The following is a 22,602-nucleotide window of genomic DNA, read 5'->3' as shown; positions in this document are numbered from 1 at the left end:
TCTGGTCGGGGTCCTTCCCGAATGATCACGTGTCATCTACATGACACGCACACACCACAGCGAGGAGAGGTCCGCCGTGGGCACAGTCGTCGACGACGCCGCCTCCGTGGAGTTCCACGCCTTCTTCGAACGCCACTACGCCGAACTGTCCCGGCTCGCCCACCTGTTGACGGGTGAGGCGGACGCCGCCGACGATCTCGCGGCCGACGCGCTGCTGGCGCTCTGGCACCGCTGGGACCGGGTGCGCGCCGCCGACCATCCCGCTGCCTACGCCCGCGGGGTCGTCGCCAATCTGGCCCGCACCCGGATCCGCAGCGCGGTGCGCGAGCGGCGGCGGGTCGCCCTGTTCTGGTCGCAGCGCGAGGAGAAGACCGAGAACCCGGACGTGGCCGGTGTGGTCGACGTCCAGGAGGCGTTGCGCAGACTGCCGTTCCGCAAGCGGGCCTGTGTGGTGCTGCGGCACGCGTTCGACCTGTCGGAGAAGGACACCGCGCTCGCCCTCGGTGTTTCCGTCGGTACGGTTAAGAGCCAGACGTCGAAGGGCATGGCGGAGTTGCAGCGGTTGCTCGGTCCGCAGAGCCCTCCGCTGCGGATGCACGCGACGATGGCACGCGGCGGCGAGACCGGAGGGAGGAACCGATGAGGCACCAGGACGTGCACGACGACGAGTTGATCGCGCGACTGCGCGAGGCCGGCGAGGGGCACGAGCCCGACCGTTCTCGCATCCTGGCGCGGCTCGAACGCGGTATGGCCGCGCAGTCCCGTCCCGACCACCGGGCCACCCGGCCGCCCGTGTTCGGCTGGGTGCGGGTCGTCAGCGCCACGGCCGCGGTGGCGAGCGTCCTCGCGATCGGCGGCTACGCGGTGGCGTCCGCGGTGAAGGGCAACTCCCCCGCCGAGCAGACCGTGTCCGTCTCGCCGACACCCACGCCGTCACCGGCCGCGACGAGCCGCGCGCCGGTCAAACCGGTTGTCCCGAAGCCGAGTTCGGGTTCCGGCGGCACCTCGCACAGCTCCCCCACGGTGAGCGCCTCGCCGACTCCGTCCGCGACCGCCTCGGCCTCCGTGCCCGTACTGCCGCCCGCTTCCGGCGTCCAGGACGGCCCGCTGTGGTCGGACGGCTCGGTGGACCCGGGCAGCAACGACTTCTGGGCGCAGAGCGACGTCACCCTGAAGACGACCAGGAAACTCACCGCGCTCACCGTCCAGTTGAAGATCAAGCTGACCGGCGGGGTCAGCTCCGCGGGCGCCTGGCGCTCGTTGCCCGAGCAGGACTTCACGCAGACGGTGGCGGAGCAGGACGGGTTCCTGGTCTACACCTGGGTGCTCAAGGAGGGCCGTACGGTCGCGGTCGGCCAGTGGGTCTTCGCCGGGCAGTACGAGCATGAGCGCGGCGGGCGGGACGCCAAGGACGACAGCTACTCGGCGGCGGCCACCGCGGGCGGCCAACAGCTCGCGGTGAAGGGCGACTTCGCGGCGCAGAAGTCGTAGCAGTAGGTCGTAGAAAAAATCTCGGGCGGGCGGCAACCCTTTCTCCGGCGGTGGCGACCAAGAGGCGCAAGGTTCCTCTCGCACGGAGCACACGGAGCAAGTCGCTTGAGCACGCACAAGAAGCACCTCACCCGCAGGCGGGTGCTCGGGGCCTCCGCGATCGGTGTCGCCGCCACCGGCGCGGCCGTCGCGGGCGGTACCGGTCTCCTCTCGTCCGCCTCCGCCGCCGGCTTCGGGTACACCGACGACGGCTCCCACTACGTGATCACCACGGGCGCTTCGCTCGTGTTCAAGGTCTCCAAGTCGACCGGTGACCTCACCTCCCTGACCTACAAGGGCAAGGAGTACGAGGGCTACGGCGGCAAGCACTCGCATGTCGAGTCCGGGCTGGGCGCCTCCACGGTCACCATCAAGCAGTCGGGTTCGACGATCCTGGTGAAGGTCGTGCACGGCGCGATCACCCAGTGGTACGCGGCCCGCAGCGGCCAGAACAACGTCTACCTGTGGACGAACAAGGCGGACGCCTCCTTCACCGCGACCCGGTACATCGTGCGCGTGAAGGCGGGAGTGTTCCCCAACTCCGGTTCGGACGCGTGGAATTCGACCACCGACACGATCATCGAGGCCGGTGACGTCTGGAAGCACCCCGACGGTACGACCCACTCCAAGCACTACTCGGGCAAGCGGACCATCGACTACGACCACGTCGGCTTCACCACCGGCTCGGTCGGCCTGTACGTGGTGCGCTCCAACCACGAGAAGGCGTCCGGCGGCCCGTTCTACCGCTCCCTGCTGCGCCACTCGAACGAGGGCGGCGCGGGGCTGTACGAGATCCTGCACTACAACGAGGCCCAGACGGAGGCCGAACGCTTCGGTCTGCAGGGCCCGTTCGTGGTGGCGTTCACGGACGGCGGGACGCCCTCGTCCTCGCTCTTCGCGGCGAACCTCGACACGTCGTGGGTGGACGCGCTGGGCATCACAGGCTGGGTGGGCAAGGCGGGTCGCGGGAAGGTGGCGGGGGTCGGCCTGAAGGGCATGGACGCCAAGTACCCCTACACCGTGGGCTTTTCCAACACCGACGCGCAGTACTGGGCGAAGGCCGCGGCCGGCACCGGCGCGTTCTCCTGCAAGGGGATGCTCCCGGGGACGTACACGCTGACCGTCTTCAAGGGTGAACTCGCCGTGCACACCGGGTCGGTGACGGTGACGGCGGGCGGTACGACGTCCCTGCACACCCTGAGCCTCACCGGTGACCCGTCCGCCGCCTCGGCCGTGTGGCGGCTGGGCAACTGGGACGGTACGCCCGGGGAGTTCAAGAACGCCGAGCTGATGACCTACGCGCATCCCTCCGACGCCCGCGCGGCGAAGTGGACCGGGAACGTCACGATCGGGAGCGGGAGCGAGGCCGCGTCCTTCCCGGCATACCTGTGGAAGGACGTGAACAACGGTGTCCTCGTCTACTTCAAGCTGACCGCGGCACAGGCCGCCGTCGCGCACACGCTGCGGGTCGGGGTGACGACGGCGTACATCAACGCCCGTCCCCAAGTGACCGTGAACGACTGGGTCTCGGCCGTCCCCACGCCTCCCACGCAGCCCTCGACGCGCGATCTCACCACGGGTTCCTATCGCGGAAACAACCACACGTTCGTTTTCAACGTCCCTTCCAGTGCGTGGAGTTCGGACGTCACGAAGGACAACGTGCTGAAGATCAATGTCGTCAGTGGTTCGACGGGGTCGGGGTTCCTCAGCCCGGGTACGTCGTTCGACTGCGTGGACCTGCTGGCCTGAGCCCCCCTCGGTCAGCAGAGCGACGCCCCTGCCGGTGACGACCGGTGGGGGCGTTGTCCCCTAGATCTCAGGGACTCATGCGCCATGGTGTACCAGACACGCGGAGCTTAGATAGACAAGTCGAACACCGACGCAAGGCTTGCTCGAATCTCGAAGAGGTTGATCCGCGGCTCCAGAACGGAAACTCATGGCGTCAGGAGAGATGGGCCATCAGATCGAACATCAGTCCACACCCGCTGATCATCAACACGCTTGCCGCCACGCAGTGTCTTTACTCAAGTGCCTCATTCCATCCCTCAGTCGACCTTCGCGAGTTCGAGTCCATCCGCAAGTCCGTCCGTGGGCACCAATTCGGCGAAGTCGTCGAGACGGCGCAGGTAGTAGCTGTTGAACATCCCCTTCCGATCCCGATCCAAAAGGGCTCCCCTCAGTGTTCGGTGCCTACTCCAGAGGCAATTCGACCAGCATCACGGCGAAGACCGGGGAGTCCGGGAAGGGCTGCTGTTCGCCCACCTTCTTGAAGCCCCAGTCCTCGTACAGTGCCTGGACGCGGGGGTGGGTGACGTCCACCAGAAGAACGGCCAGTTCTTCCGGCCTGTCCTCCAGCAGAGCTCGGGAGAGCAGGTCGGCGATGCCCCGCTTCCGGTACGCCTGACGGACGGCCAGTTCCGAGTAGGCGAAGGTTACGGTCCTCTCCGGCGCCGGCTCGACGTACTCGCGCCACCACTCCCTCCTCTCCACCGCCGGAGCGCCGTACGCGAACCCGACAGCCGTGTCCCCGTCCCACGCGATCACGCAGGAGTAGCCCTCGCGCGAGCCCCACTGGTCGACGAACCAGGGGAACTTCTTGCGAAACCCGTCCGGCCGCTCGCCCTGGGCGTCCGCGTGGATGTCGATGATCGTTTGCCGGATCTCCGGCAGGTCCTCACGGCGGTAGCGACGGACGTCCAGGTCTGCCATCAGGCTCGGCTCCATTCGGATCGGTAGCGGTCTCCCCACTCTCGGGCGATGGACGCGTCCGGCGCAAGAGTGATCAAGTCCCGGTAGAAGTCGCCGAGTAGGGATCGCATACGGCCGGGGATCGGGTGGCCGGACATCAGCTCGAAGACTTCCGAGGCCGACCTGCACGCAGGGTCCAGGTCCCGCTGGTGCACCTGCGTCAGGGCGAGTCGGGCCGTGGCCAGGGCACGGTTTCGCTTGAAGGGTTTCGGGATGCCGCTCAGTGCCTTGTGGGAAGCCGCTTCCGCCTCTGCCGAGTCTCCGATTCGGTCCCGGGCGATGGCCGTCATCGCGGTCAGCTCGGCCACCCCGTAGAAGCCCACCCAGCTCGGGCGGGTCTCGTCGTCGGTCGACTTGCTCAACGCCTCCTCGGCGTACCCGAGGGACCTGATGGTGGCCTGGCGGTCGCCTAGGGTGGCGTGGGCGAGGGCCGTACGGGCGTGGGCGAGGGAGCCGTAGAAGGAGTCCCGCCTGGCGATCGCAGTCGACTGGGCCGCGTACCCGGCGTCCACAGCGTCGGTGAACTTGTCCCGCTGGTGGGCGAGCATCGCGTACGAGTTCCAGACGCGCAGTTCTACGACGGGGTCCTTGGCCATTCCGGCGAGGTACAAAGCGCGGTCCAAGCGGCTCTGGGCGCGGCCGAGTTGGCGGCCCATGCGGCAGTCGACAGGTAGTTGGCGGCCACCGAGTACAGCCGCTGGCGGATGCGCTGGGAGGCGGCGTGCCCCACCTTGCCGAGTGCGTCGTCCGCGCCGGCGAGCGCCGACCGCTCCAAGTCTTCGTGTCCGCCTCTGGACGCGTCCAGGGCCATCAGGGCGTCGAGTCCACCACGGAGGCGGATCACATCGGAGGTACCGACTGAGGTCGGCCGCGAATCCAGGATGGGCGCCGCGACGGCGGCAGCGGTGCCGGTGAGGAAGTTCCTGCGCCTCACTGATGTCTCCGGTTCGGTGGTGATGCGGCTTGCCGCTGGCGGCTGAAGCCCAACTCCTCGGCCGTACAGCCGAATACTGCCTCTAAGGCTTCACGCTGACGCGGGTGGGGCCAGCGGGTCTTTCCGGTGAGCCAGTTGCGGACGGTACGGTCACTCACCGTTCCTTCGTCTCCGCGAGCGCACAGGAAGTCGTTCACGGTCTCGGCCAACTCGGCCTGTTTGAGGGCCGACTCGCGCATGGCGTTGATGAGGCTCGCGTTGCCCTCCATGCACCCACGGTAGCCAATTCGACCCCGTGAGTAGGTGTGAGAGGCGAGAAATTTCCGGTTGCCCACGATGCGCATGAGGCCGACTTTTCCTCCTCGCCACGGGTGTACGGCCGTTGACTGAGGCGAGGCCGTCGTCCACCGACACCCCTGAGGTCCAGATGATCGTGTCAGCGCAGCCACGCCCCATCGGGCACCCCGGATACTCCGAGTCCTTTCCTGCACTGGAGGAGAGCGCCGTTGCAGCTCGCACGCTCGTCAGAACCGCACTGGCCGCGTGACACCTGGACGATCTGACGGACTCGGGGATTCTCCTCGTCACGGAGTTAGTGGCCAACGCGATCAAGCACACGAACACCCGGCGCATCCGGGTCGTGGTCTCCAGGCCGAGTGAACGGTTCGTACGGATCGGTGTGGTCGACAAGGCCCGCGCGTTGCCGCAGATGGTCAAGCCCGGCGACGACCTGTCCACCAGTGGTCGGGGTCTCCTGCTGATCGATGCCCTGGCCGAGCGCTGGGGGACGGACATGTATCGCTGGGGCAAGCAGGTCTGGGCCGAGCTGCTGAGCGAGTCAACGGTATGAGCGAGAAGAAGCCCCGAGCGTGGGTCGGCGACCAGGTCTACGACGCCGACGCGGGCAGGGAAGGCATCGTCACCGACGTGACGGGCGACGGAACGTACGTCCTGGGCCCCGTTCATATGTGGACGGCCACCTGGACAGCTCCCAGTGACGAGAACCTGGAGGTCGTCCTCCCCCGCGACGAGCGGCTCAAGCGACACCGGGAGTTGGGTTGGTGACCCACCCCGGAAAGAAAGGGAAGGCCCCGGTCAGCTCACAACTACCGGGGCCCTTCGCGCGTCAGCCCTGCACATCGCCCCCCTGAAAAGCAGAGCTCGCAGTGAGCGGCACCTCAATCCATCGTCGCGCCGATGGTCGTCGACCCCGTCGTAAGAAACGTCGTCGTCGGCAGCGTCCCGCTCGACGACCGCGCGCCGTACGCCGTCGTCGCGTCCGTCGACTTGAAGGACGGAGTCGTGACGCCGCCGTCCCAGTTGTTCGCCGCGGACACCGTCCCCGAACCGAGCTTGTCCAGGCCGCCCTTGTTGCCGACCGCCAGGTTGCGGGCCAGGCGGGACTTGCTGGTGGCGAAGAAGAAGCCCGCCGCCGCGTTCGAGTACGCCGTGTTGCGGTTGAGGACGATCGCGCCGGTGTTGGAGTTCTCGGTGAAGCCGTTGAGGCTGTTGTCCCAGGCCGCGTTGTCGTTGGCGACGTGCGCGACCGCGACGCCTCCGCCGCCGAGCTTGAAGCCATTGCCGTTGCCCTCGAAGGCGGAGTCGTTCCAGCGGTTCTTGCCGTTGCCGAACGCCCAGGAGTGCTCGATGGTGACCGGCGAGGAGAACTGCCACAGGTCGAGGCCGTCGTCGGAGTTGTTGTAGAGGCGGGCGCCGGTGACCTTGTTGCCGGTGCCGGAGCCGAACTTGATGGCGATGCCGTCGGCGTTCTGGCCGTGTCCTGCGGCGTCGTAGTTGCCGTAACTGTCCAGGTTCTGCACGAGGTTGTTGGTCGTGCCGTCGCCGCGCAGGGTGAAGCCGGAGTCCCCGTTGTTCGCCGTGACCAGGTTCTTGAAGACGCCGTCGGCGGAGGACGTGGCTACGAAGCCCTGCGCTGGGGAGTTCTGGAAGGTGAGGTTCTGGACGGTCCAGTAGTCGCCGTAGATACCGGCCAGCCACTGGCCCGCGGGCAGCTTGGAGCCGTCGATCCTCACCTTCTCCGTGCCGTACGCCTCCAGCGTGATCCGGGCCGAACTGGTGCCGTTCGCCGTGGACTTGAGGGTCGCGGCCGGGGTGTAGGTGCCGGCGCGGACCTGGATGACCGTACCGGCTACGGCGTTCGCCACCGCCGACTCCAGCTGCGCGGTGGTGGACACGGTGACCGTCGACGAAGCGGCTTGCGCGCCGCCGCTGTTGAGGCCGAGGTAGACGCCGCCCGCCCCCGCGGCGACGGCCACCGCGGCGGCGATCGAGAGGGTGCGGGTCCTGCGGTGGCGTCCGGTGCTCGTACGCACGGCGTTGGTTCCTTTCCTGGATGACGAGGACGAAACGGACCGGAGGGGCCGCCCCTGCCCGTTTCTGAGTCCTGGTCGCCGCCGTGGCCGGAAAGGGTTGCCGCGGGCACCGGAAAAGAAGCAAAACTATGTGCCATGCGCACTCAGGAGCACCGCCCGTGACCCGACCCCCGTACGCCGGCTACCTCTTCGTCTACTTCACCGGGGAGGACACCGCCGACGGCGAGCAGATCCGCTACGCCCTCAGCCGTGGCAACGACCCTTTGCACTGGCGGGAGTTGAACGGCGGCCGGCCCGTCCTCTCCTCCACGATCGGCGAGAAGGGGCTGCGCGACCCGTTCGTGATCCGCTCCCCCGAGGGCGACAGGTTCTATCTGATCGCCACCGATCTGCGGATGTACCGGAACGGCAGCGGCAGTTGGGACGATGTCCAGCGGCACGGCAGCAGGTCGGTAATGATCTGGGAGTCGACGGACCTGGTCCACTGGACCGACCGGCGGCTGGTGCGGGTGGCCCCGGACAACGCGGGCAACACCTGGGCGCCGGAGGCCTGTTGGGACGACTCGCTCGGTGAGTACGTCGTCTTCTGGGCGTCGAAGCTGTACGCCGACGACGACCCCGGCCACACCGGCTCGACGTACAACCGCATGCTGTACGCGACGACGAAGGACTTCCGCACCTTCAGCGACCCGAAGGTCTGGGACGACCCGGGTCACTCCGTCATCGACTCGACTGTCGTGCGGTACAAGGACACTTACTACCGCTACACCAAGGACGAGCGCGATACGGCCGCCGGCTCACCCTGCTCGAAGTTCATCACCGGCGAGAAGTCGACCTCACTGACCTCCACTTCGTACGACTTCGTCTCCGAGTGCATCGGCAGCGGGGCGATCGAGCGGGGCGAGGGGCCGACGGTGTTCAAGTCCAACACCGAGGAGAAGTGGTACCTGTTCGTCGACGAGTACGGTCTGCGCGGCTACGTCCCCTTCGAGACGACCGATCTCGACTCCGGTGAGTGGATTCCGTGCACGGATCACCAACTGCCCCCGAATCCCCGCCACGGCACCGTCGTACCTGTGACGCGGGCGGAGTACGACCGGCTGTCGGCCGCCTGTCCGGTGACCTCGGCATCGGTCGTTGACGCGACGGTCGAGGGACAGCGCGGGTACGCCGTCGTCACGGAGGCCTCGTCGAAGGTCGTGCTGCCGATGCAACCGGGCGTGGATCCCAGGCACTTGGCGCCCTCGCTCGCCATCGGTACCGGTGCGACGCTCAGCCCGCCGTCCGGTACCGCGCGCGACTTCCGTGAGCCGCAGTCGTACACGGTCACGGCAGCAGACGGAACGAGCCGGGCCTGGACAGTGGAGGCCGTGGAGACGCGAAGTCCCGTACTGCCGGGGCTGACCGCCGACCCGGACGGGCACTTTCTCGACGGGCGGTACTGGATCTACCCGACGAGCGACGGCTACGCGGACTGGGGCGGCACCAACTTCAAGGCGTACTCCTCAACGGACTTGGCCCACTGGCAGGACCATGGAGTCGTCCTCGACCTGGGGTCGGACGTCTCCTGGGCCGACAAGAACGCGTGGGCGCCGGCGGTAGCGGAGCGCGACGGGAAGTACTACTTCTACTTCTGCGCGGAGCAGCAGATCGGGGTCGCGGTGGCGGACTCGCCCGCAGGCCCATTCAAGGACGCGCTGGGCCAACCCCTCATACAGAAGGGCCAGTTCACAGGTCAGATGATCGACCCTGCGGTCTTCACGGACGACGACGGGCAGTCGTATCTCTACTGGGGCAACGGGCACGCGTATGTCGTGCCGTTGAACGACGACATGACGTCGTACGACGTGACGGAGGTGAAGGAGATCACGGCGGGCGACTTCCGTGAGGGGTCCTTCGTGGTGAAGCGCAAGGGGACTTACTACTTCATGTGGTCCGAGGACGACACCCGCAGCGAGAACTACCACGTGGCCTACGCGACGGGACCGTCCCCGCTCGGTCCGTGGACCGAGCGGGGCACGATTCTGTCCAAGAACCCCGAGTACGGCATCCTGGGCACCGGCCACCACTCCGTGGTGAATGCTCCGGGGACCGACGACTGGTACATCGTCTACCACCGGTTCGCCCTGAACGGGCCAGGAAAGCCTGGTGGGGACGGCACGCACCGGGAGACCACGATCGACCGCCTGCGGTTCGCGGCGGACGGGACGATCCTGCCGGCGGTGCCCACCCTCGGGTCGATCAGCCCCGTACGGACTGCCCGTACGGACTAGCTGACGAAGTAGGTCGGGTTCGGGATCTTGTACGTCTTGTCGGCGTAGCCCCCGTCGAGGTCCGAGTACTGGTCGCCGAAGTTGGCGATGATGTTGTACCCGAGGTCCTCAATGTGCTTCCGGGTGCCGGACTTGTACTGCACGGTGGTGCAGGTCCAGGCCGTCACGGTGGCGCAGTCGCTCAGGTACGCCGGCGGGTTGGCCGTGTCCTTGAGGAACATGTGGTCGGCGTCGAGGTTGACGTCGGCGCCGACCTTCTTCAGGTTGTCGACCGCGTAGGTGCGCTGCGACTCCTTCAGACCCGAGTTGTAGAAGACCGTGACGCCCTTGGACGCGGCGTACTCGACCAGCTCGGGGGTGCCGAAGACCTCCGGGCGGTTGGCCTGGGCCACGTAGGTGGCCCAGGTGGCCGAGCTGTAGCCGTAGTTGTTCTTCTTCTCGTAGTCCAGGCTGAGCAGCAGCGTGTCGTCGATGTCGAAGACGACCGCGGGCTTGGCGCCCTTGTGGTGCTTGCGCACGGCCTCGTCGATGTACTTCTTGGCCGACGCGTCGATGCGCGCCAGGTCCTTGGCGTACGGGCTGGTCGCCGAGGCCTGGTACACACCGTTGCTGTCGAGCGTGGTGCCGTAGTAGGTGTCGATGTCCTTCGTCAACAGCCCGATGTTGTAGGGCTCGTGAGTCGAGTTGGCCGTCGACTGGCCGGCCGTGGCGACGCCAGTGCCGTACAGGGCGGCACCGGCGACGACACAGGCGGCGCCGACGGCGGCCGCTCTGAGGGACTTCCGCATGGGATCTCCGGATCTGGTTGATGGGTGATGCACCAGGTCAGGGACTATCTACGCGCATCACAACCCAGTACGCGAGGACCTTTATCCGATCGATACACAACGCACAGGCCGGGGAATTGCCCGCGCATGGGGCGCACTCGACCTCCTCTTGGTCATCCTCTCCCGGGGTTGTGGACGCGACTGCGAACGGGGGAACGCACAATGGGTGACGGCGAGGACCTGGTCCAGCGCGGCGGGCACGCTGGTGCTCGGTCTGACGGGCATTCACGAGGCGTTGGTCGACATGGCGGACGGTCACGTGGACAACGACGAGTTGATCGCCGGAATGTTCACCGACGTGAAGGTCACCGAGGCGGACGGTGCCGGTGAGCGTTGCGGACGAGGCTCGGAAGATCCTGCCCGCTGCCTCCCGCGACCCCGCTGCGCTAAGGAACACCCATGGGATCCACGCCGGCCGCCCGGACCGACCTCCTGCTGCCCGACCACCATCCGGTCGCCGTCTCGGGGCCACCCCTCCCCTACCGGCCGCGCTTCACCCCGTTGGGCGGGATCGTATCGGTCTCCCCCCACACGGATCAGCGCGGCCACGAGTCACTGCTGTCGGAGACCTTCGGCAGCGTCGACTGGCTGTCGTCCCCCAACGACGAGTTCCGGTTCGGCAAGGCCGACGAGGAGCTGAAGGGAGTCACCCTGACCGTGCCGGACGAGGCGTTCCCCGCGTCCCGGGCCCCGATGTCCTGGCTCGACGCACCACCCGTCGAGGGAAGCCTGCGCTCCCTCAGGCCCGAGAACTTCGACGCACCGCCCACGGACCTCCGCTGGACCGGTCCGGGCGGTGATCTTCTGCTGTGCGCCTACGACAACCCGTCCACCGCCCCCCGGGAACTGCTCCGGCTCCGCGTCGCCCGCGACCTGGACCTCGTCTTCGCCGACGGGGGTTACGCGGGCTGGATCCTCACGCACCCGGCCGCCCATCTCGCCCACCCGGGTGAGACACCCGCCGCGCACGAACCGCCGGTGGCGCAGGTCCGGGCGATGAGCGTCTTCTTCGACCTGTTCGTGGAACCCGGGATCGACCGCATGCAGGACGGTGACCCGGAGCTGCTCGGGGAACTCGACGCGCTCCTGGCCGGACTCGCACCGCTGGCCGACGATCCCCGGGCCTCGGTCCTGCGGGACCGGGTCGCCGAGTTCCGCGAGAACTGGTTCGAGTAGCGCGACAGCACAGGAAGTTCGTCCTGGCGACCGGGCCCGGTCTCGGTGCCACCACACCGCGACCGAGCCCACGCGCCAGGTCAGTTCATCGTCGCGCCGATCGTCGAACTCCCCGTCGTCAGGAACGTCGTCGTCGGCAACGTGCCGCTGGACGAGCGGGCGTTGTACGTCGTCGACGCGTCCGTGGAGACGAAGGACGGGGTGGAGATGCCTGAGTCCCAGTTGTTGCCGGCCGAGGTGACCGCGGAGCCCTTGCTGACCGAGCCGCTGCCGTTGCTCACCGCGAGGTTCTTGCCGAGTTTGGCGGAGCTGGTGGCGAAGTAGTAGCCCCAGCCGCTGTTGGCGTACGCGGTGGTGCGGTTGATGACGATCGCGCCGGTGTTGGAGTTCTCGGTGAAGCCGTTGCCGGCGTTGCCCCAGGCGGCGGAGTTGTTGACGACGTGGGCGACGGTGACGCCGTTGCCGCCCAGCTTGAAGCCGTTGCCGTTGCCCTCGAAGGCGGAGTCGCCCCAGCGGTTGACCCCGTTGCCGAAGGACCAGCTGTGCTCGATGGTGACCGGCGACGAGAAGGACCAGAGGTCGATGCCGTCGTCCGAGTTGTTGTACAGGCGGGCGCCGGTGACGAGGTTCCCGGTGCCGGAGCCGAACTTGATGGCGACCCCGTCCGCGTTCTGGCCGTGCGTCGCGGCGTCGTAATTGCCGTACGAGTCAAGGTTCTTGACCGTGTTGTTGACGGTGCCGTCGCCGGTGAGCGTGAAGCCGGAGTCGCCGCCGTTGATGGTCTTGACGTTGCTCCAGTTGGTGCCGGTGCAGGACTGGCACACGACCGCGCTGTCCGGGGAGTTCTGGAAGGTGATGTTGGAGACGTTCCAGTAGTCGGCGGTCAGCTTGAAGATCCAGGACCCGGACGGCAGCGACGAACCGTCGATCTTCACCGTCTCCGAGCCGTACGCGGTGAGCGTGACCGGCGAGGACGAGGTGCCGTTCGTCGTGGACTGAAGGGTGGACGTCGGGTAGTACGTGCCGCCGCGCACCTGAATGACAGTACCGGCGGTGGCACTTGAGATGGCGCTGGTCAGTTCGGCGGTCGTGTCGACGACGACCGTGGCGGCCTGGGCCTGGGTGGGGAGGACGGCCAGCCCGGCGCCGAGCGCGAGGGCCGTGGCCAGGGTGAGAGCGGTACGACGAGACATAGGAGTGCGGTCCTTTCGTCGTTCTCTTCTTTGCTGCGGATGGAGGATTTCAGGGACGCCAGTCACCGAGGTACGTCGCAGGGGTGTGCAACTGGGCCTCGGCAGCCGTGAGTTGGGGCCGGTTCTCCGGGACGGTGATCACGGAGCCCGGTCCTGTGTTGCGGTACTCGTGGAAGCGCATCGACTGCCAGGGATAGGCGTCGCGCATGTTCGCGTAGGGCGCGACCGGGTCGATGCCGGGCCCGATCCGGGTGTCCCGCACCACGAGGGACGGCCAGGCCGTCGTCTCGTACGACGGGACCCACGGCCGGGCCAGCTTGTACGCGGCGTCCTCGGCACCGGAGGTGATCCGCGAGCGGACCGCGAGGATGCCGTGCGGGTTGGCGCGGGCGGTGGACGGGGCGAACACCATGCCCTTCGGGGTGAAGGCCACGTCCCGTTGCAGCGTGTGGAAGTGGCAGTCCGCGAAGACGGCGGTGGCCCGCCCGAAGACGAAGTCGACGTCCCCCTCGATGTAGCAGCGGGAGAAGTACTGCCGGTCGAAGGCGTCCAGCGCCGACGTGTCCACGAACAGCGTGTCCTGGTGGGCCAGCAGCCGGACGTGCGAGAACCGCGAACGGTCCCCCGTCACATACGCGGCCACCGCCTGCGTCCCCGTGATCTCCGGATGGTCCGCGCGCAGCCAGTCGTTGGCGAGGGTCAGGTCCCGTACGGTCAGACCGGGCGCCGCCGAGGTGAAGGTCGCGGAACCCGCCGTACCGTACGTCCCCGAACCGTCCGGCTTCTGCGTCCCGTTGGCGTTGTCGTGGACGATGACGACGTCACGCGGGTCCCGGGTGGCACCGCACAGGGTCAACTCACCCACCCCCGCAGGCACGTTGACGACCTCGCGGTACGTCCCCGGGTGCACGACGATCGTCCAGCCGCCGCCGTCCACCGCGTCCACGGCCGACTGCACCGAGTCACCGGGCCGCACATGCAGCACACGACGACGGTCGAGCGCTACGGCGGGCACGGCAACGGCGGGCACCAGCCCACCGGCGATCCCCGTCAATCCCGTCAATCCCGTCAGGAGTGTGCGTCTGCGCAGGGTCATCTCAGCGCCTCCGCCCCGGGGTTCCAGTCGCCGAGATAGGCGGCAGGGGTGTGCAACCCGGCTTCGGCGGGCGTGAGTTGGGGCCGGTTCTCCGGCACGCTGATCACGGCACCCGGGCCCGAGTCGCGATATTCGGCGAACCGCTGGCTCTGCCAGGGATAGGTGTCCGACATGTTGGTGTACGGCGCCACCGCGTCGATCCCCGGGCCGAGCACCGTGTCCCGCACGGTGAGCATCGGGCGGGCGGTGGTGTCCGAGCCGGGCACCCAGGGCCGGGCCAACTTGTAGTAGGTGTCCGGCGCTTGGCTGCTCACCCGGCTGCGCGTCACCAGGTATCCGCGCGGGTTCGCGACCGCCGTGGAGGGCGCGAACACGAAGCCGTACGGCGCCGTCGCCAGGCCGGTGCGGTTCAGGGTCCGGAAGTGGCAGTGGTCGTAGACGGCCGTCGCCCGCCCGAAGACGAAGTCGACGTCTCCCTCGACATAGCAGCGCGCGTAGTACTGGCGGGCGAAGACCCCGAGGGCGAACGAGTCGGCGTACAGCGTGTCTTGATGGCCGAGGAAGCGGCAGTCGAAGAACGCCGAACGGTCGCCCTGCACCTTGATCGCGACCGCCTGTGTGCCGGTGATGTCGGGGTGGTCGGCACGCAGCCAGTCGTTGGCGAAGGTGATCCGGCGGGCGGTGAAGCCGTCGGTGCGGATGAGGGTGGTGGCCGAGCCGGAGGTGCCGTAGGTGCCCGAACCGTCGGGTTTCCGGGTGCCGTTGGCGTTGTCGTAGACGATGACGACGTCACACGGGTTCTCGCTCGCGCCTATCCAGGTCATCTCGGAGGCGGCGGGGGTGAGTTGGCCGGTGGCGGGGTCGGTGACTCCGGCGGTGACCGTCTCGCGGTAGACGCCGGGCGCGATGACGAGGGTGTACCCGGCACCGGTCGCGGCGGTGACGGCGGCCTGGACGGTGGTGACGTCACCCCGGCCGCGCGGGTCGACGTACAGGGTGAGCGGGGTGAGGCGCGCGGACGGCGAACCGTACCGGCCGAACGGCGGGTGCGGCCGGCCGACGGCGAGAGCGGGGACGGCGCCGAGGCCGAGCGCGACGCCCGCGCCGGCGCTCGCCATCAGGAATCCCCTTCTGGAAAGCGGGAGTTGGTGGTGCGAGGGCATGCGGGTGCTCCTTCGCGGTGTGGCTCGTGAGGTGGGCGCCGGTGCCGGGCCGGTCGGAGGGGACCGGCCCGGTCCCGGTGCGGTGGTGGTGTCAGCGCAGGCGGCCCGCGCCCGCGCCGCGGTCGACGACGCACGGCACGGCCTTCGCGGGGTCGATCTTCGTGCGCAGGGTCGGTGTCCAGCCCGCGCCGGACTGGAGGATCTCGGTGGGCACACCCGCGTTGTGGACGGCGATCAGGTCGGTGAGGGTGCCGTTGACGTAGTTGTCGTCGGCGGTGAGCGGCGCCTCGGACCACTTCTTGAGGACGGTGGCCTGCGAGATACCGGCCGGGACCGTGAACGCGTTGTGTTCCGCGACGAGTTGGGACTCCTTGCCGATGCCGTAGCTGTAGCCGTATCCGGGCTCGGCGACGAAGTGGTTGTTGTAGGAGTCGACTTGGCCGAAGCGGACGCGGGGCGCGCGTTCGACGAGGTTGGCGAACAGGTTGTGATGGAGCGTCACCTTCAGATGGCCCCGGTCGACGGCGGCGGTGGAGGCGCTGTCGCTGTTGCCGATGAGGATCGTCTTGTCGTGGTCGCTGAAGACGTTCCAGGAGGCGGTGACGTAGTCGGCGCCCTTGACGATGTCGAGTTCGCCGTCGTGCTGTTCGAAGATCCGCCCGAAGTAGGTGGGCAGCGAGCTGTCCGGGTGGGCGCCGTCGGTGAACGTGTCGTGGTCCAGCCAGACATGGGTGGAGCCGTAGATGACGGCGCTGTCGTACTCGGAGTTCCAGTTGCCGGTGGCGCCGTCGGTCGGGTCCCACTGCGGGAAGCAGTCGAGCGGGCTCTCGAACGAGAGATTCCTGACGATGACGTTGTCGACGGCCTTGATCTGCAGGCTGGCGCCCTTGAAGCCGGCGTTCCCGCCGATGCCGATGATGGTGGTGTTGGCGGGGATGTAGGCCTTGATGGCCGTGTCCTGGTTGGCGGCCGACACCCGGCGCAGGCCCTCGGGGCTGTCGGCGGGCTCGTTGTCGAGGTTCTGGCCGTAGCCCCAGACGGCGGGGTCGTAGGTGGCGAGGTACTGGGCGAAGTCGTAGCCGGGCGCGGCGAAGGAGTCGCAGCCCTCGGCGTTGGCGTCGATCGTCCCCTTGATGCCGATGATCTTCGGCGCGGTACCGCCGTCGGCCAACGCGGCTTTGAATTCGGCCCAGTTGGTGACGGTGTAGACGTGATCGGGGGTGGCGGCGGCGCCACCGCCGGTGCCGGTGCCGTAGGAGGCCCAGCCGTCACCTGCCCCGAGTTCCTCGCGGGCGAGGCTGCGCGGATGGGCCTGGGCCGTCGTGGTGGTGACCGCGACGACCATGGCGGTGCAGCCCACCAGCGCAGCTATGACGCGTCCATGACATTTCTGTGTACGCATGGTGCGGGTCTCCTTGCTCAGACGTCCGAGGCGTCCGTCGCCTCGGGCCAGGTGATCCAGGACGTGGGGATGTCCTCGTGCAGCCGGACGACGTCACGCGGCGCGAGCACCCGAGTACGCGCCAACTCCCGCGCCACGAGCCGCGCCACGGCGATCGCACCGGGCGGATTGAAGTGCGTGTTGTCCTGCTCGGTGCCGGTCCAGTTGAAGTAGACCTTCGTCTCCTCGACTCCGAGCCGCTGCCACAGCGCGAGCGACAACGCCTCGATGTCGAGCAGCGCGACACACTCCTCCTGCGCGAGCGCCCGCATCGCCGCCGGGTAATCACCGTGCGTCGGCACGGCGTTGCCGTCGACGTCGAACCTGCGGCGCTCGACCGGGGTGACGAGCACGGGCCGGGCGCCACGGCCCCGGGCCCCGTCGACGTACAGCCGCAGATAGTCCTGGTAGGTCGTCCAGGGCTCGGTGTAGCGGGTCGGATCGGCGCTCTTCTCGTCGTTGTGCGCGAACTGGACGAGGAGGAAATCGCCGGGCCGGATGGCGGCGAGGATGGCGTCCAGCCGCCCCTCGTCGACGAAGCTCTTCGAACTCCGCCCGTTGACGGCCTGGTTGGCGACTTTCACTCCCTTCCTGAGAAAGAAGGGGAGCGCCATTCCCCACCCTGTTTCCGGGGCTTCGGTGGAGTACTTCTGGGCGGCGGTGGAATCACCGGCGATGTGGAGAGTACGGTCCTTCTGCCGACCAGCTCGTAATGGAACGGCAGCGAGACCAGCAAGGGTGACCTGTCTGCGGGTGAGAGACACGATGGTTCACCTTCCGGCTTTTGTCTTTCAGGGGTGCGGGGAGCTGCGCGACCAGCCACAACGGGCCGGCAGTCCCCCGCAAACCGAAACCACCCGAACTCAGTGGTTCTTCTTCCAGTCCGCCTGCGCCTTGTTCAGCTGGTCCGCGAGCGTGTCCAGAAACGCCTTCGCCGTCATCTTCCCCAGCAACAGCTTCTGGAAGTTCGGCTCGTTGTCCGCCTTGGAGATCGTGTTCCAGTCCGGCAGGTAATACGGCAGCTGCACAATCTTCGTGTCGGCCCCGTTGAGCGCCTCCGCAGCCAACTGCGTGGGCTCGGACTTCTGAATCCACGCGGAGCGTGCCGCGTCCGTGTTCGCCGGAACCTGCCCCGCCGACTCGTTGTACTTGGAGTTCTCCGCGGCGGACACCGCGAACTCGATGAACTTCCAGGCGGCCGTCTTGTTCTTGCTGGACTTGAACAGACTCAGCCCGTCAACGGGGTTGGAGATCTGCACCCGTGTGCCGTCCTCCAGCGTGGGATTGGGAATGCCCTTGAACTTGTCCGCGCCGAGAGCCTTCAGATGATCCTGATACGACCCGAGATTGTGACTCAGCATCCCGATCGTGCCGCTGTCCCACTGCGCGACCATCTTGGTGAAGTCGTTGTTGAGGTCGGCGGACGGAGTGTCCTTCTTGTACAGGCCGATATACTTCTCCAACGCGGCAACGTTCTTGGGGTCGTTGACCGTCGTCTTGTCCCCGTTCCAGAACGACGTGATCCCGGTCTGCCCGTACACCGCGTCGAGCGCCGGCGCGATCGACCCCTCACCGCCCCGGATGGTGAACCCGAACTTGTTCTTCGCCTTGTCGGTGAGCTTGTCGGCGGCGGCGTAGAACTTCGCCCAGGTGGTCGGCGCGTCCAGCCCCGCCGCCTTGAACAGGTCGGTGCGGTACCACAGCGTGCCGTTGTTGGCGGAGGTCGGGATCTGGTACAGCGTGTCCCCGCCCCCCGCGGACTTGCTGACGTCGATGAGATTCTGGCTCAACTTGCCGTTCAGCGAACTCGACTTGAGCCGACTGTCCAACGGCTCCAGCGCCCCCTGCACCGCGACCTCGGCGAGCACCGCGGTCCCCACTCCGCCGACGTCGGGCAGACCGCCGCCCTGGATGGCGGTGTCGTACTTGGACTGGGCGCTCGCGGCGGGTATCCCGACGTACTTGACCTTGATGTCGGGGTACTTCTTCTCGAAGTCCGCGATGATCTGCTTCCAGATGTCGGTGCGGACACCGCCGTTGTTGTCCCAGAAGGTGATCGTGCCCTTGCCGGAGCCCTCGCCGCCCTTGTCCCCCGCGCCGCCGCTGCCGTCGTCGCCGCAGGCGGTGGCGGTCAGCGCGAGCACGGAGCCCAGGGCGACGGCCGTGGCGGCACGCCTGCTTCTGCGGATGCTGGTCTTCATAGGTCGGCTCTCTTCCGGTGGATCCAACGGGGTGTTGACGTCACGAAGGGCTGGCAAGCGCTTGCTACGGAGGTGCGTCATGGCGACTCCCAACAGGCGTACGGGCAGGCTGAGTCAATGAAGAGGCGTGATCCGGAACCACGTGAACGTGGCCGCGCCGGCATGTCCCGTGCCGACGGGCGCGAGCGCGAAGAGCCCGAGCAGGGCGCCGACCCAGCGCCAGGGGGTGGCGGCGAACACCTGGCCGGTCGGACGCGGCCCGTCCCCGACGTCGTAGAGGAAACGGCAGCGCGCCCCGGTACCGATCTCGATGCGCAGCCGGACCCGCCCCTCGGGTGCGAGGCACGACTCCCCCGCGTCGCGTTCGCGCTCGGCGACCGGCTCCGCGAAGCGGTGCACGAACCGCACCAGCCCGTCCGCACCCCGCTGGAGTCCGATCCAGCTGTACGCGTCCCCGAGCACGGCCAGCCCGGCCCGCGCCCCCAATTCCGCGCTGTGCAGGCATAGTTCGGTCTCGACCACGACGGGTGTGCCGGGGAGCCGCTGGGTGAGCAGGTTGGGGAGCTTGCGCAGGTCGTGCGCGTCGGCCGAGCGGACACACGTCAGCCGCAGGCCGTCTCCCGAGTGGTGGGTGGCCCAGCCGTCCCGCGGGTTCGCCGTCCACTGCCACTGGCGGCCGTACCGTCCGCCGGGGAAGTCGTCGTCGGTGGCGGGCGCGGCGGCCGGCTGCGGCGGCAGGTCCGGTTTCCGGTGTACGGCTACGGGGGCGCCCTCGTCGCCGACGACCGGCCAGCCCCCATCACCCCAGCGCATCGGCTGGAGGTGGACCAACCGGCCGTAGGCGCCCCGCTGTTGGAAGTGCAGGAACCAGTCCTCGCCGGACGGGGTGCGCACCCACGCGCCTTGGTGCGGGCCGTTGACCGAGGTGTCCCGTTGCTCCAGGACGACCTTTTCCTCGTACGGTCCGAAGAAGCCGCGGGAGCGGAACACGCCCTGCCAGCCGGTCTCGACTCCCCCGGCGGGGGCGAAGATCCAGAACCAGCCGTCGTGTTGGTGGACCTTGGGGCCCTCCAGGGTGAACCAGCCGGGGATGCGGTCCGCGTCGACGATGACCTTGCCGTCGTCGAGCAGAGTCGTGCCGTCGGGATGCATACGGTGGCCGGTGAGGCGGTTCTTGATGCCCGCGCGGGAGTTGGCCCAGGCGTGGACGAGGTAGGCCTCGTCGTTGCCGTCGTCCCACAGGGGGCAGGGATCGATGAGGCCCTTGCCCTCCTTGAGGAGGTGCGGGCGGGTCCAAGGGCCGCGTATCTCGGGGGCGTTGATCTGGAAGATGCCCTGGTCGGGGTCGCCCCAGAAGATCCAGAAGCGTTCGTCGTGGTGTCTCAACGCCGGTGCCCAGACCCCGCAGTCGTGCCGGGGAGACGTGAACTCCCCTGCCGGTTCGAGGCGTTGGAGGGCGTGGCCGATCAGGGTCCAGTTCACCAGGTCGCGGGAGTGCAGCAGCGGCAGGCCCGGTACACGGCCGAAGCTGGACGCGGTGAGGTAGAAGTCGTCGCCGACGCGAACGACGTCCGGGTCGGACCAGTCGGCGTTCAGGACGGGGTTGGTGTACGTCTCGTGCGTCACTGGCCGACCGCCTTCCGCACCAGCGCCGCCGCCTCGGCCCGGTCCAGGCGGCCGTCGGCGACTACGGTGACGATCCGCCGTACGACCGTGTCGCCGGGCGGTACCGGCAGCCGCTCGGCCCAGGCCAACGACCCGCCCACGCCCGGGTATTCGGCGGTGCGGACGAACCACGGGTCCTCGCGGGAGCGGTCCGTGGCGCCGGCGAACACCAGCGTCCAGCCCGTGCCGGCGAGGGCGAGCCAGTCGGCGCGGGTGCCGTGGATCTCCGGTTCGCCCGCACGGTCGGCGGTGAAGACGTGCGGCGTCTCGGCCTCCTTGCGGGCCCGCCAGAAGAAGCCGCCGTAGGCCGCGCCGGGGCGGCCGTTGGTGGCGGGGCTGCCGATGGAGAGTGGGGTCGGTGTCACGTTGGTGAGGGAGAACGTGAAGTCCAACGCCCATGCCGTGTCGGTGAGTTCGGTGGCCGCGACCGTACGGCGTTCGCGCAGCAGCTCGGCGCCGGACGCCATCCAGCGCAGTTCCTCGACGAAGCCGTCGGGGTCGCGGAGCTGGAAGGCGGTGTGGCGTTGGGCGCCGTGGTTGTCCAACGCCACCGGCCCCTGCTCACGCACATACGTGCGTCCGCCCCAGAAGTTGTGCCCCTCGACGTCGGGAACGGCGACACCGACGCCGAGGTGGTGGGTGTGGTCGGCGGGGCTCAGCTCGGTGACCGCTGTACCGGCCAGGGTGGTGACGGGGTGCAGATACGGGCGCGGGGAGAGCCGGGCGGGCAGCTCGGGCCGGGTGACGTACCGGGCGACCGGGCGGCCCGCGACGCGCAGCACCGGCGTGTCATGGGTGATCATCAGGGGCTCACCTCTTTCGGTGGGGCCCAGGGGGCGCCCAGCTCGGAGTAGAGGGCGAGGGTGTCGGCCGCCGCCGTGACCAGCGCGTCGATGCCGGGGACGACCCGGCGGTTCTCGGCGGGGATCAGGTGCCAGGCGTCGGCGGGCAGCGGGGCCGGGTCGGGGGCCTGGCGGATCGCCTCAACGACCTTCATGAAGGCGCCTGTTGAGTCCGGTTCGACCAACAGCTCCTCGCCGTCGGCGAGATGGGCGACCAGGTTCTCCAGCAGGTCCGTGCTGCCGTACTCGAACTCCTCGGGGCCGTGGTCCGCCCGCTGGAGCAGTGCGCGGTCCTGCTTGTACCAGTAGGTGATCCGGCCGTGGCTGCCGTGCACCACCACGTAGGGCTCGCCGGGGTGTTCGGCGCACAGGGTCACGGCGACGGTGACCGGGCGGCCCTGGACGGTGGTGACGCGGACGCAGGAGGTGTCGTCGGACTCGATGTCGTTGGCGCGGACGAGTTCCGTCTCGATGCCGGTGACGTCCTCGGCGCGGGTCGTGCCGTTCAGCGCGAGGGCGGTGGCCACGGCGTGGGCGAGGGGGTTGGTCAGCGCGCCGTCGATCACGTCGACGCCGTTCAGGCGCCGCTTGCCCGCCCAGGGGGCGCGCCGGTAGTAGGCCTCGTCGCGCGCCCAGGCACCGGCCCCGCCGACCCCGGTCAGCGTGCCGATGGCGCCCTTGGCGATCAGCTCACGGATCGCGGGCACGGCGTGCGAGCCGAGCGACTGGAACCCGATCTGGCAGGCCACCCCGGCCGCGGCGACCCCGTCGGCCATCCGGCGGAACTCGGCGTACGACGGCGCGGGCGGCTTCTCCAGCAGCAGGTGGACGCCCCGCTTCGCGGCGGCCAGGGCGAGGTCGGTGTGGGTCGGGATCGGGGTGCAGATCACCGCGACCCGGGCGCCGGTGGAGTCGAGCAGGGCGCCGAAGTCCGGTGACTGCGCGGGGAGTCCGCCCCCGAACTCCTCCTCCGTCAGGGGCGTCAGCTCACAGATGCCGGCAAGGCGTACGAGTCCCTTGTCCTGGAGTCGGCGGATGTTCTCGACGTGCCAGCGGCCGTGGCCTCGGGCGCCGGCGAGGACGACGGGGACGGGCAGGGTGACGGGCGCGGGGGCCGTCGTAGGAGCCTGCGCGGTGACGGTCGTAGGGCCGGTCTTGGATGTCATGGGATTCTCCCTGC

22 protein-coding genes are annotated in these 22,602 nt (G+C 68.5%); 7 read left to right on the top strand and 15 right to left on the bottom strand.

What is annotated here, in order from left to right; translation table 11 throughout:
• Window positions 1–76 precede the first annotated feature (76 nt).
• The 3 genes from ACIQBL_RS27060 to ACIQBL_RS27050 all read left to right on the top strand — a co-directional run bounded on the left by ACIQBL_RS27060 (window position 77) and on the right by ACIQBL_RS27050 (window position 3,279).
• Window positions 77–643, top strand: coding sequence for a SigE family RNA polymerase sigma factor (locus tag ACIQBL_RS27060; protein WP_043680774.1), 567 nt, complete (start codon window positions 77–79; stop codon window positions 641–643).
• Complete coding sequence (locus ACIQBL_RS27055) at window positions 640–1,491, top strand: hypothetical protein (protein ID WP_401945612.1); 852 nt, start codon at window positions 640–642, stop codon at window positions 1,489–1,491. Before ACIQBL_RS27060 ends, ACIQBL_RS27055 begins: the two co-directional genes overlap by 4 nt.
• Before the next feature lie 105 nt (window positions 1,492–1,596).
• On the top strand, window positions 1,597–3,279 hold the full coding sequence (locus ACIQBL_RS27050; RefSeq protein ID WP_401945610.1) for a rhamnogalacturonan lyase B N-terminal domain-containing protein: 1,683 nt from the start codon (window positions 1,597–1,599) through the stop codon (window positions 3,277–3,279).
• A gap of 441 nt (window positions 3,280–3,720) precedes the next feature.
• Here the strand turns inward: ACIQBL_RS27050 and ACIQBL_RS27045 are convergent, their stop codons facing one another.
• The 4 genes from ACIQBL_RS27045 to ACIQBL_RS27030 are packed head-to-tail and all read right to left on the bottom strand — an operon-like array spanning window position 3,721 to window position 5,481.
• Complete coding sequence (locus ACIQBL_RS27045) at window positions 3,721–4,239, bottom strand: GNAT family N-acetyltransferase (protein ID WP_401945609.1); 519 nt, start codon at window positions 4,237–4,239, stop codon at window positions 3,721–3,723.
• Complete coding sequence (locus ACIQBL_RS27040) at window positions 4,239–4,874, bottom strand: hypothetical protein (RefSeq protein ID WP_401945608.1); 636 nt, start codon at window positions 4,872–4,874, stop codon at window positions 4,239–4,241. The genes ACIQBL_RS27045 and ACIQBL_RS27040 overlap by 1 nt, the downstream gene beginning before the upstream one ends.
• The gene (locus tag ACIQBL_RS27035; protein WP_401945606.1) at window positions 4,853–5,212 is read right to left on the bottom strand and encodes a hypothetical protein; all 360 of its coding nucleotides are present in this window, start codon (window positions 5,210–5,212) and stop codon (window positions 4,853–4,855) included. The genes ACIQBL_RS27040 and ACIQBL_RS27035 overlap by 22 nt, the downstream gene beginning before the upstream one ends.
• Entirely contained in the window at window positions 5,209–5,481 is a 273-nt protein-coding gene (locus tag ACIQBL_RS27030; protein ID WP_401945605.1) for a helix-turn-helix domain-containing protein, read from the bottom strand. Before ACIQBL_RS27030 ends, ACIQBL_RS27035 begins: the two co-directional genes overlap by 4 nt.
• 326 nt (window positions 5,482–5,807) lie before the next feature.
• On the opposite strand from ACIQBL_RS27030, the gene ACIQBL_RS27025 reads away from it, so the two are divergent.
• Window positions 5,808–6,062 carry an ATP-binding protein gene (locus ACIQBL_RS27025; RefSeq protein ID WP_401945603.1) on the top strand — a complete coding sequence of 85 codons (255 nt, stop codon included), beginning with the start codon at window positions 5,808–5,810 and terminating at the stop codon, window positions 6,060–6,062.
• Entirely contained in the window at window positions 6,059–6,277 is a 219-nt protein-coding gene (locus tag ACIQBL_RS27020) for a hypothetical protein (protein WP_401945601.1), read from the top strand. The genes ACIQBL_RS27025 and ACIQBL_RS27020 overlap by 4 nt, the downstream gene beginning before the upstream one ends.
• A 113-nt stretch (window positions 6,278–6,390) precedes the next feature.
• Here ACIQBL_RS27020 and ACIQBL_RS27015 read toward each other — a convergent pair whose 3' ends face one another.
• Complete coding sequence (locus tag ACIQBL_RS27015) at window positions 6,391–7,545, bottom strand: right-handed parallel beta-helix repeat-containing protein (RefSeq protein WP_401945599.1); 1,155 nt, start codon at window positions 7,543–7,545, stop codon at window positions 6,391–6,393.
• Window positions 7,546–7,673: 128 nt separating this feature from the next.
• On the opposite strand from ACIQBL_RS27015, the gene ACIQBL_RS27010 reads away from it, so the two are divergent.
• On the top strand, window positions 7,674–9,818 hold the full coding sequence (locus ACIQBL_RS27010) for a family 43 glycosylhydrolase (protein WP_401945597.1): 2,145 nt from the start codon (window positions 7,674–7,676) through the stop codon (window positions 9,816–9,818).
• Here the strand turns inward: ACIQBL_RS27010 and ACIQBL_RS27005 are convergent.
• On the bottom strand, window positions 9,815–10,606 hold the full coding sequence (locus ACIQBL_RS27005; protein WP_401945595.1) for an HAD family acid phosphatase: 792 nt from the start codon (window positions 10,604–10,606) through the stop codon (window positions 9,815–9,817). The two genes, ACIQBL_RS27010 and ACIQBL_RS27005, sit on opposite strands and share 4 nt — an antisense overlap.
• A gap of 438 nt (window positions 10,607–11,044) precedes the next feature.
• Between ACIQBL_RS27005 and ACIQBL_RS27000 the strand changes: the two genes are divergently transcribed.
• On the top strand, window positions 11,045–11,821 hold the full coding sequence (locus tag ACIQBL_RS27000) for a hypothetical protein (RefSeq protein ID WP_401945593.1): 777 nt from the start codon (window positions 11,045–11,047) through the stop codon (window positions 11,819–11,821).
• A gap of 80 nt (window positions 11,822–11,901) precedes the next feature.
• Here ACIQBL_RS27000 and ACIQBL_RS26995 read toward each other — a convergent pair whose 3' ends face one another.
• The 9 genes from ACIQBL_RS26995 to ACIQBL_RS26955 form a co-directional block, all read right to left on the bottom strand.
• Window positions 11,902–13,014, bottom strand: coding sequence for a pectate lyase (locus tag ACIQBL_RS26995; RefSeq protein ID WP_401945591.1), 1,113 nt, complete (start codon window positions 13,012–13,014; stop codon window positions 11,902–11,904).
• Window positions 13,015–13,063: 49 nt separating this feature from the next.
• Entirely contained in the window at window positions 13,064–14,104 is a 1,041-nt protein-coding gene (locus tag ACIQBL_RS26990; protein WP_401945803.1) for a pectinesterase family protein, read from the bottom strand.
• Between the two features lie 2 nt (window positions 14,105–14,106).
• Entirely contained in the window at window positions 14,107–15,273 is a 1,167-nt protein-coding gene (locus tag ACIQBL_RS26985) for a pectinesterase family protein (RefSeq protein WP_401945589.1), read from the bottom strand.
• A 91-nt stretch (window positions 15,274–15,364) separates the two neighbouring features.
• Window positions 15,365–16,675 (bottom strand): polysaccharide lyase family 1 protein, encoded by a 1,311-nt coding sequence (locus tag ACIQBL_RS26980; protein WP_401945588.1) that lies wholly within the window; start codon window positions 16,673–16,675, stop codon window positions 15,365–15,367.
• Window positions 16,676–16,692: 17 nt separating this feature from the next.
• On the bottom strand, window positions 16,693–17,478 hold the full coding sequence (locus ACIQBL_RS26975) for a rhamnogalacturonan acetylesterase (protein WP_401945586.1): 786 nt from the start codon (window positions 17,476–17,478) through the stop codon (window positions 16,693–16,695).
• Window positions 17,479–17,577: 99 nt separating this feature from the next.
• On the bottom strand, window positions 17,578–18,915 hold the full coding sequence (locus tag ACIQBL_RS26970; protein ID WP_401945584.1) for an ABC transporter substrate-binding protein: 1,338 nt from the start codon (window positions 18,913–18,915) through the stop codon (window positions 17,578–17,580).
• A 114-nt stretch (window positions 18,916–19,029) separates the two neighbouring features.
• Window positions 19,030–20,541: a glycoside hydrolase 43 family protein gene (locus ACIQBL_RS26965; RefSeq protein ID WP_401945583.1), complete on the bottom strand. Its 1,512-nt coding sequence runs from the start codon at window positions 20,539–20,541 to the stop codon at window positions 19,030–19,032.
• Window positions 20,538–21,383 (bottom strand): PmoA family protein, encoded by an 846-nt coding sequence (locus ACIQBL_RS26960; protein WP_401945581.1) that lies wholly within the window; start codon window positions 21,381–21,383, stop codon window positions 20,538–20,540. The genes ACIQBL_RS26965 and ACIQBL_RS26960 overlap by 4 nt, the downstream gene beginning before the upstream one ends.
• A complete protein-coding gene (locus ACIQBL_RS26955) occupies window positions 21,383–22,588 on the bottom strand; it encodes a Gfo/Idh/MocA family protein (protein WP_401945580.1) in 1,206 nt (401 codons plus the stop codon). Before ACIQBL_RS26955 ends, ACIQBL_RS26960 begins: the two co-directional genes overlap by 1 nt.
• Between the last annotated feature and the right edge of the window lie 14 nt (window positions 22,589–22,602).

The organism is Streptomyces sp. NPDC088350 (genome assembly GCF_044753545.1).
Lineage (GTDB): Bacteria > Actinomycetota > Actinomycetes > Streptomycetales > Streptomycetaceae > Streptomyces.
The sequence above is the reverse complement of the archived record's forward strand: the minus strand, read 5'-3'. Positions and strand labels throughout refer to the sequence as shown.

Coding starts and splice junctions, on each gene's coding strand:
- ACIQBL_RS26960 (WP_401945581.1), bottom strand. CDS start 21,383: ATGATCACCCATGACACGCCGGTGCTGCGCGTCGCGGGCCGCCCGGTC.
- ACIQBL_RS26995 (WP_401945591.1), bottom strand. CDS start 13,014: ATGTCTCGTCGTACCGCTCTCACCCTGGCCACGGCCCTCGCGCTCGGC.
- ACIQBL_RS27055 (WP_401945612.1), top strand. CDS start 640: ATGAGGCACCAGGACGTGCACGACGACGAGTTGATCGCGCGACTGCGC.
- ACIQBL_RS27040 (WP_401945608.1), bottom strand. CDS start 4,874: ATGGCCAAGGACCCCGTCGTAGAACTGCGCGTCTGGAACTCGTACGCG.
- ACIQBL_RS26955 (WP_401945580.1), bottom strand. CDS start 22,588: ATGACATCCAAGACCGGCCCTACGACCGTCACCGCGCAGGCTCCTACG.
- ACIQBL_RS27030 (WP_401945605.1), bottom strand. CDS start 5,481: ATGGAGGGCAACGCGAGCCTCATCAACGCCATGCGCGAGTCGGCCCTC.
- ACIQBL_RS26970 (WP_401945584.1), bottom strand. CDS start 18,915: ATGAAGACCAGCATCCGCAGAAGCAGGCGTGCCGCCACGGCCGTCGCC.
- ACIQBL_RS27010 (WP_401945597.1), top strand. CDS start 7,674: ATGTGCCATGCGCACTCAGGAGCACCGCCCGTGACCCGACCCCCGTAC.
- ACIQBL_RS27020 (WP_401945601.1), top strand. CDS start 6,059: ATGAGCGAGAAGAAGCCCCGAGCGTGGGTCGGCGACCAGGTCTACGAC.
- ACIQBL_RS27005 (WP_401945595.1), bottom strand. CDS start 10,606: ATGCGGAAGTCCCTCAGAGCGGCCGCCGTCGGCGCCGCCTGTGTCGTC.
- ACIQBL_RS27000 (WP_401945593.1), top strand. CDS start 11,045: ATGGGATCCACGCCGGCCGCCCGGACCGACCTCCTGCTGCCCGACCAC.
- ACIQBL_RS26985 (WP_401945589.1), bottom strand. CDS start 15,273: ATGCCCTCGCACCACCAACTCCCGCTTTCCAGAAGGGGATTCCTGATG.
- ACIQBL_RS26980 (WP_401945588.1), bottom strand. CDS start 16,675: ATGCGTACACAGAAATGTCATGGACGCGTCATAGCTGCGCTGGTGGGC.
- ACIQBL_RS27045 (WP_401945609.1), bottom strand. CDS start 4,239: ATGGCAGACCTGGACGTCCGTCGCTACCGCCGTGAGGACCTGCCGGAG.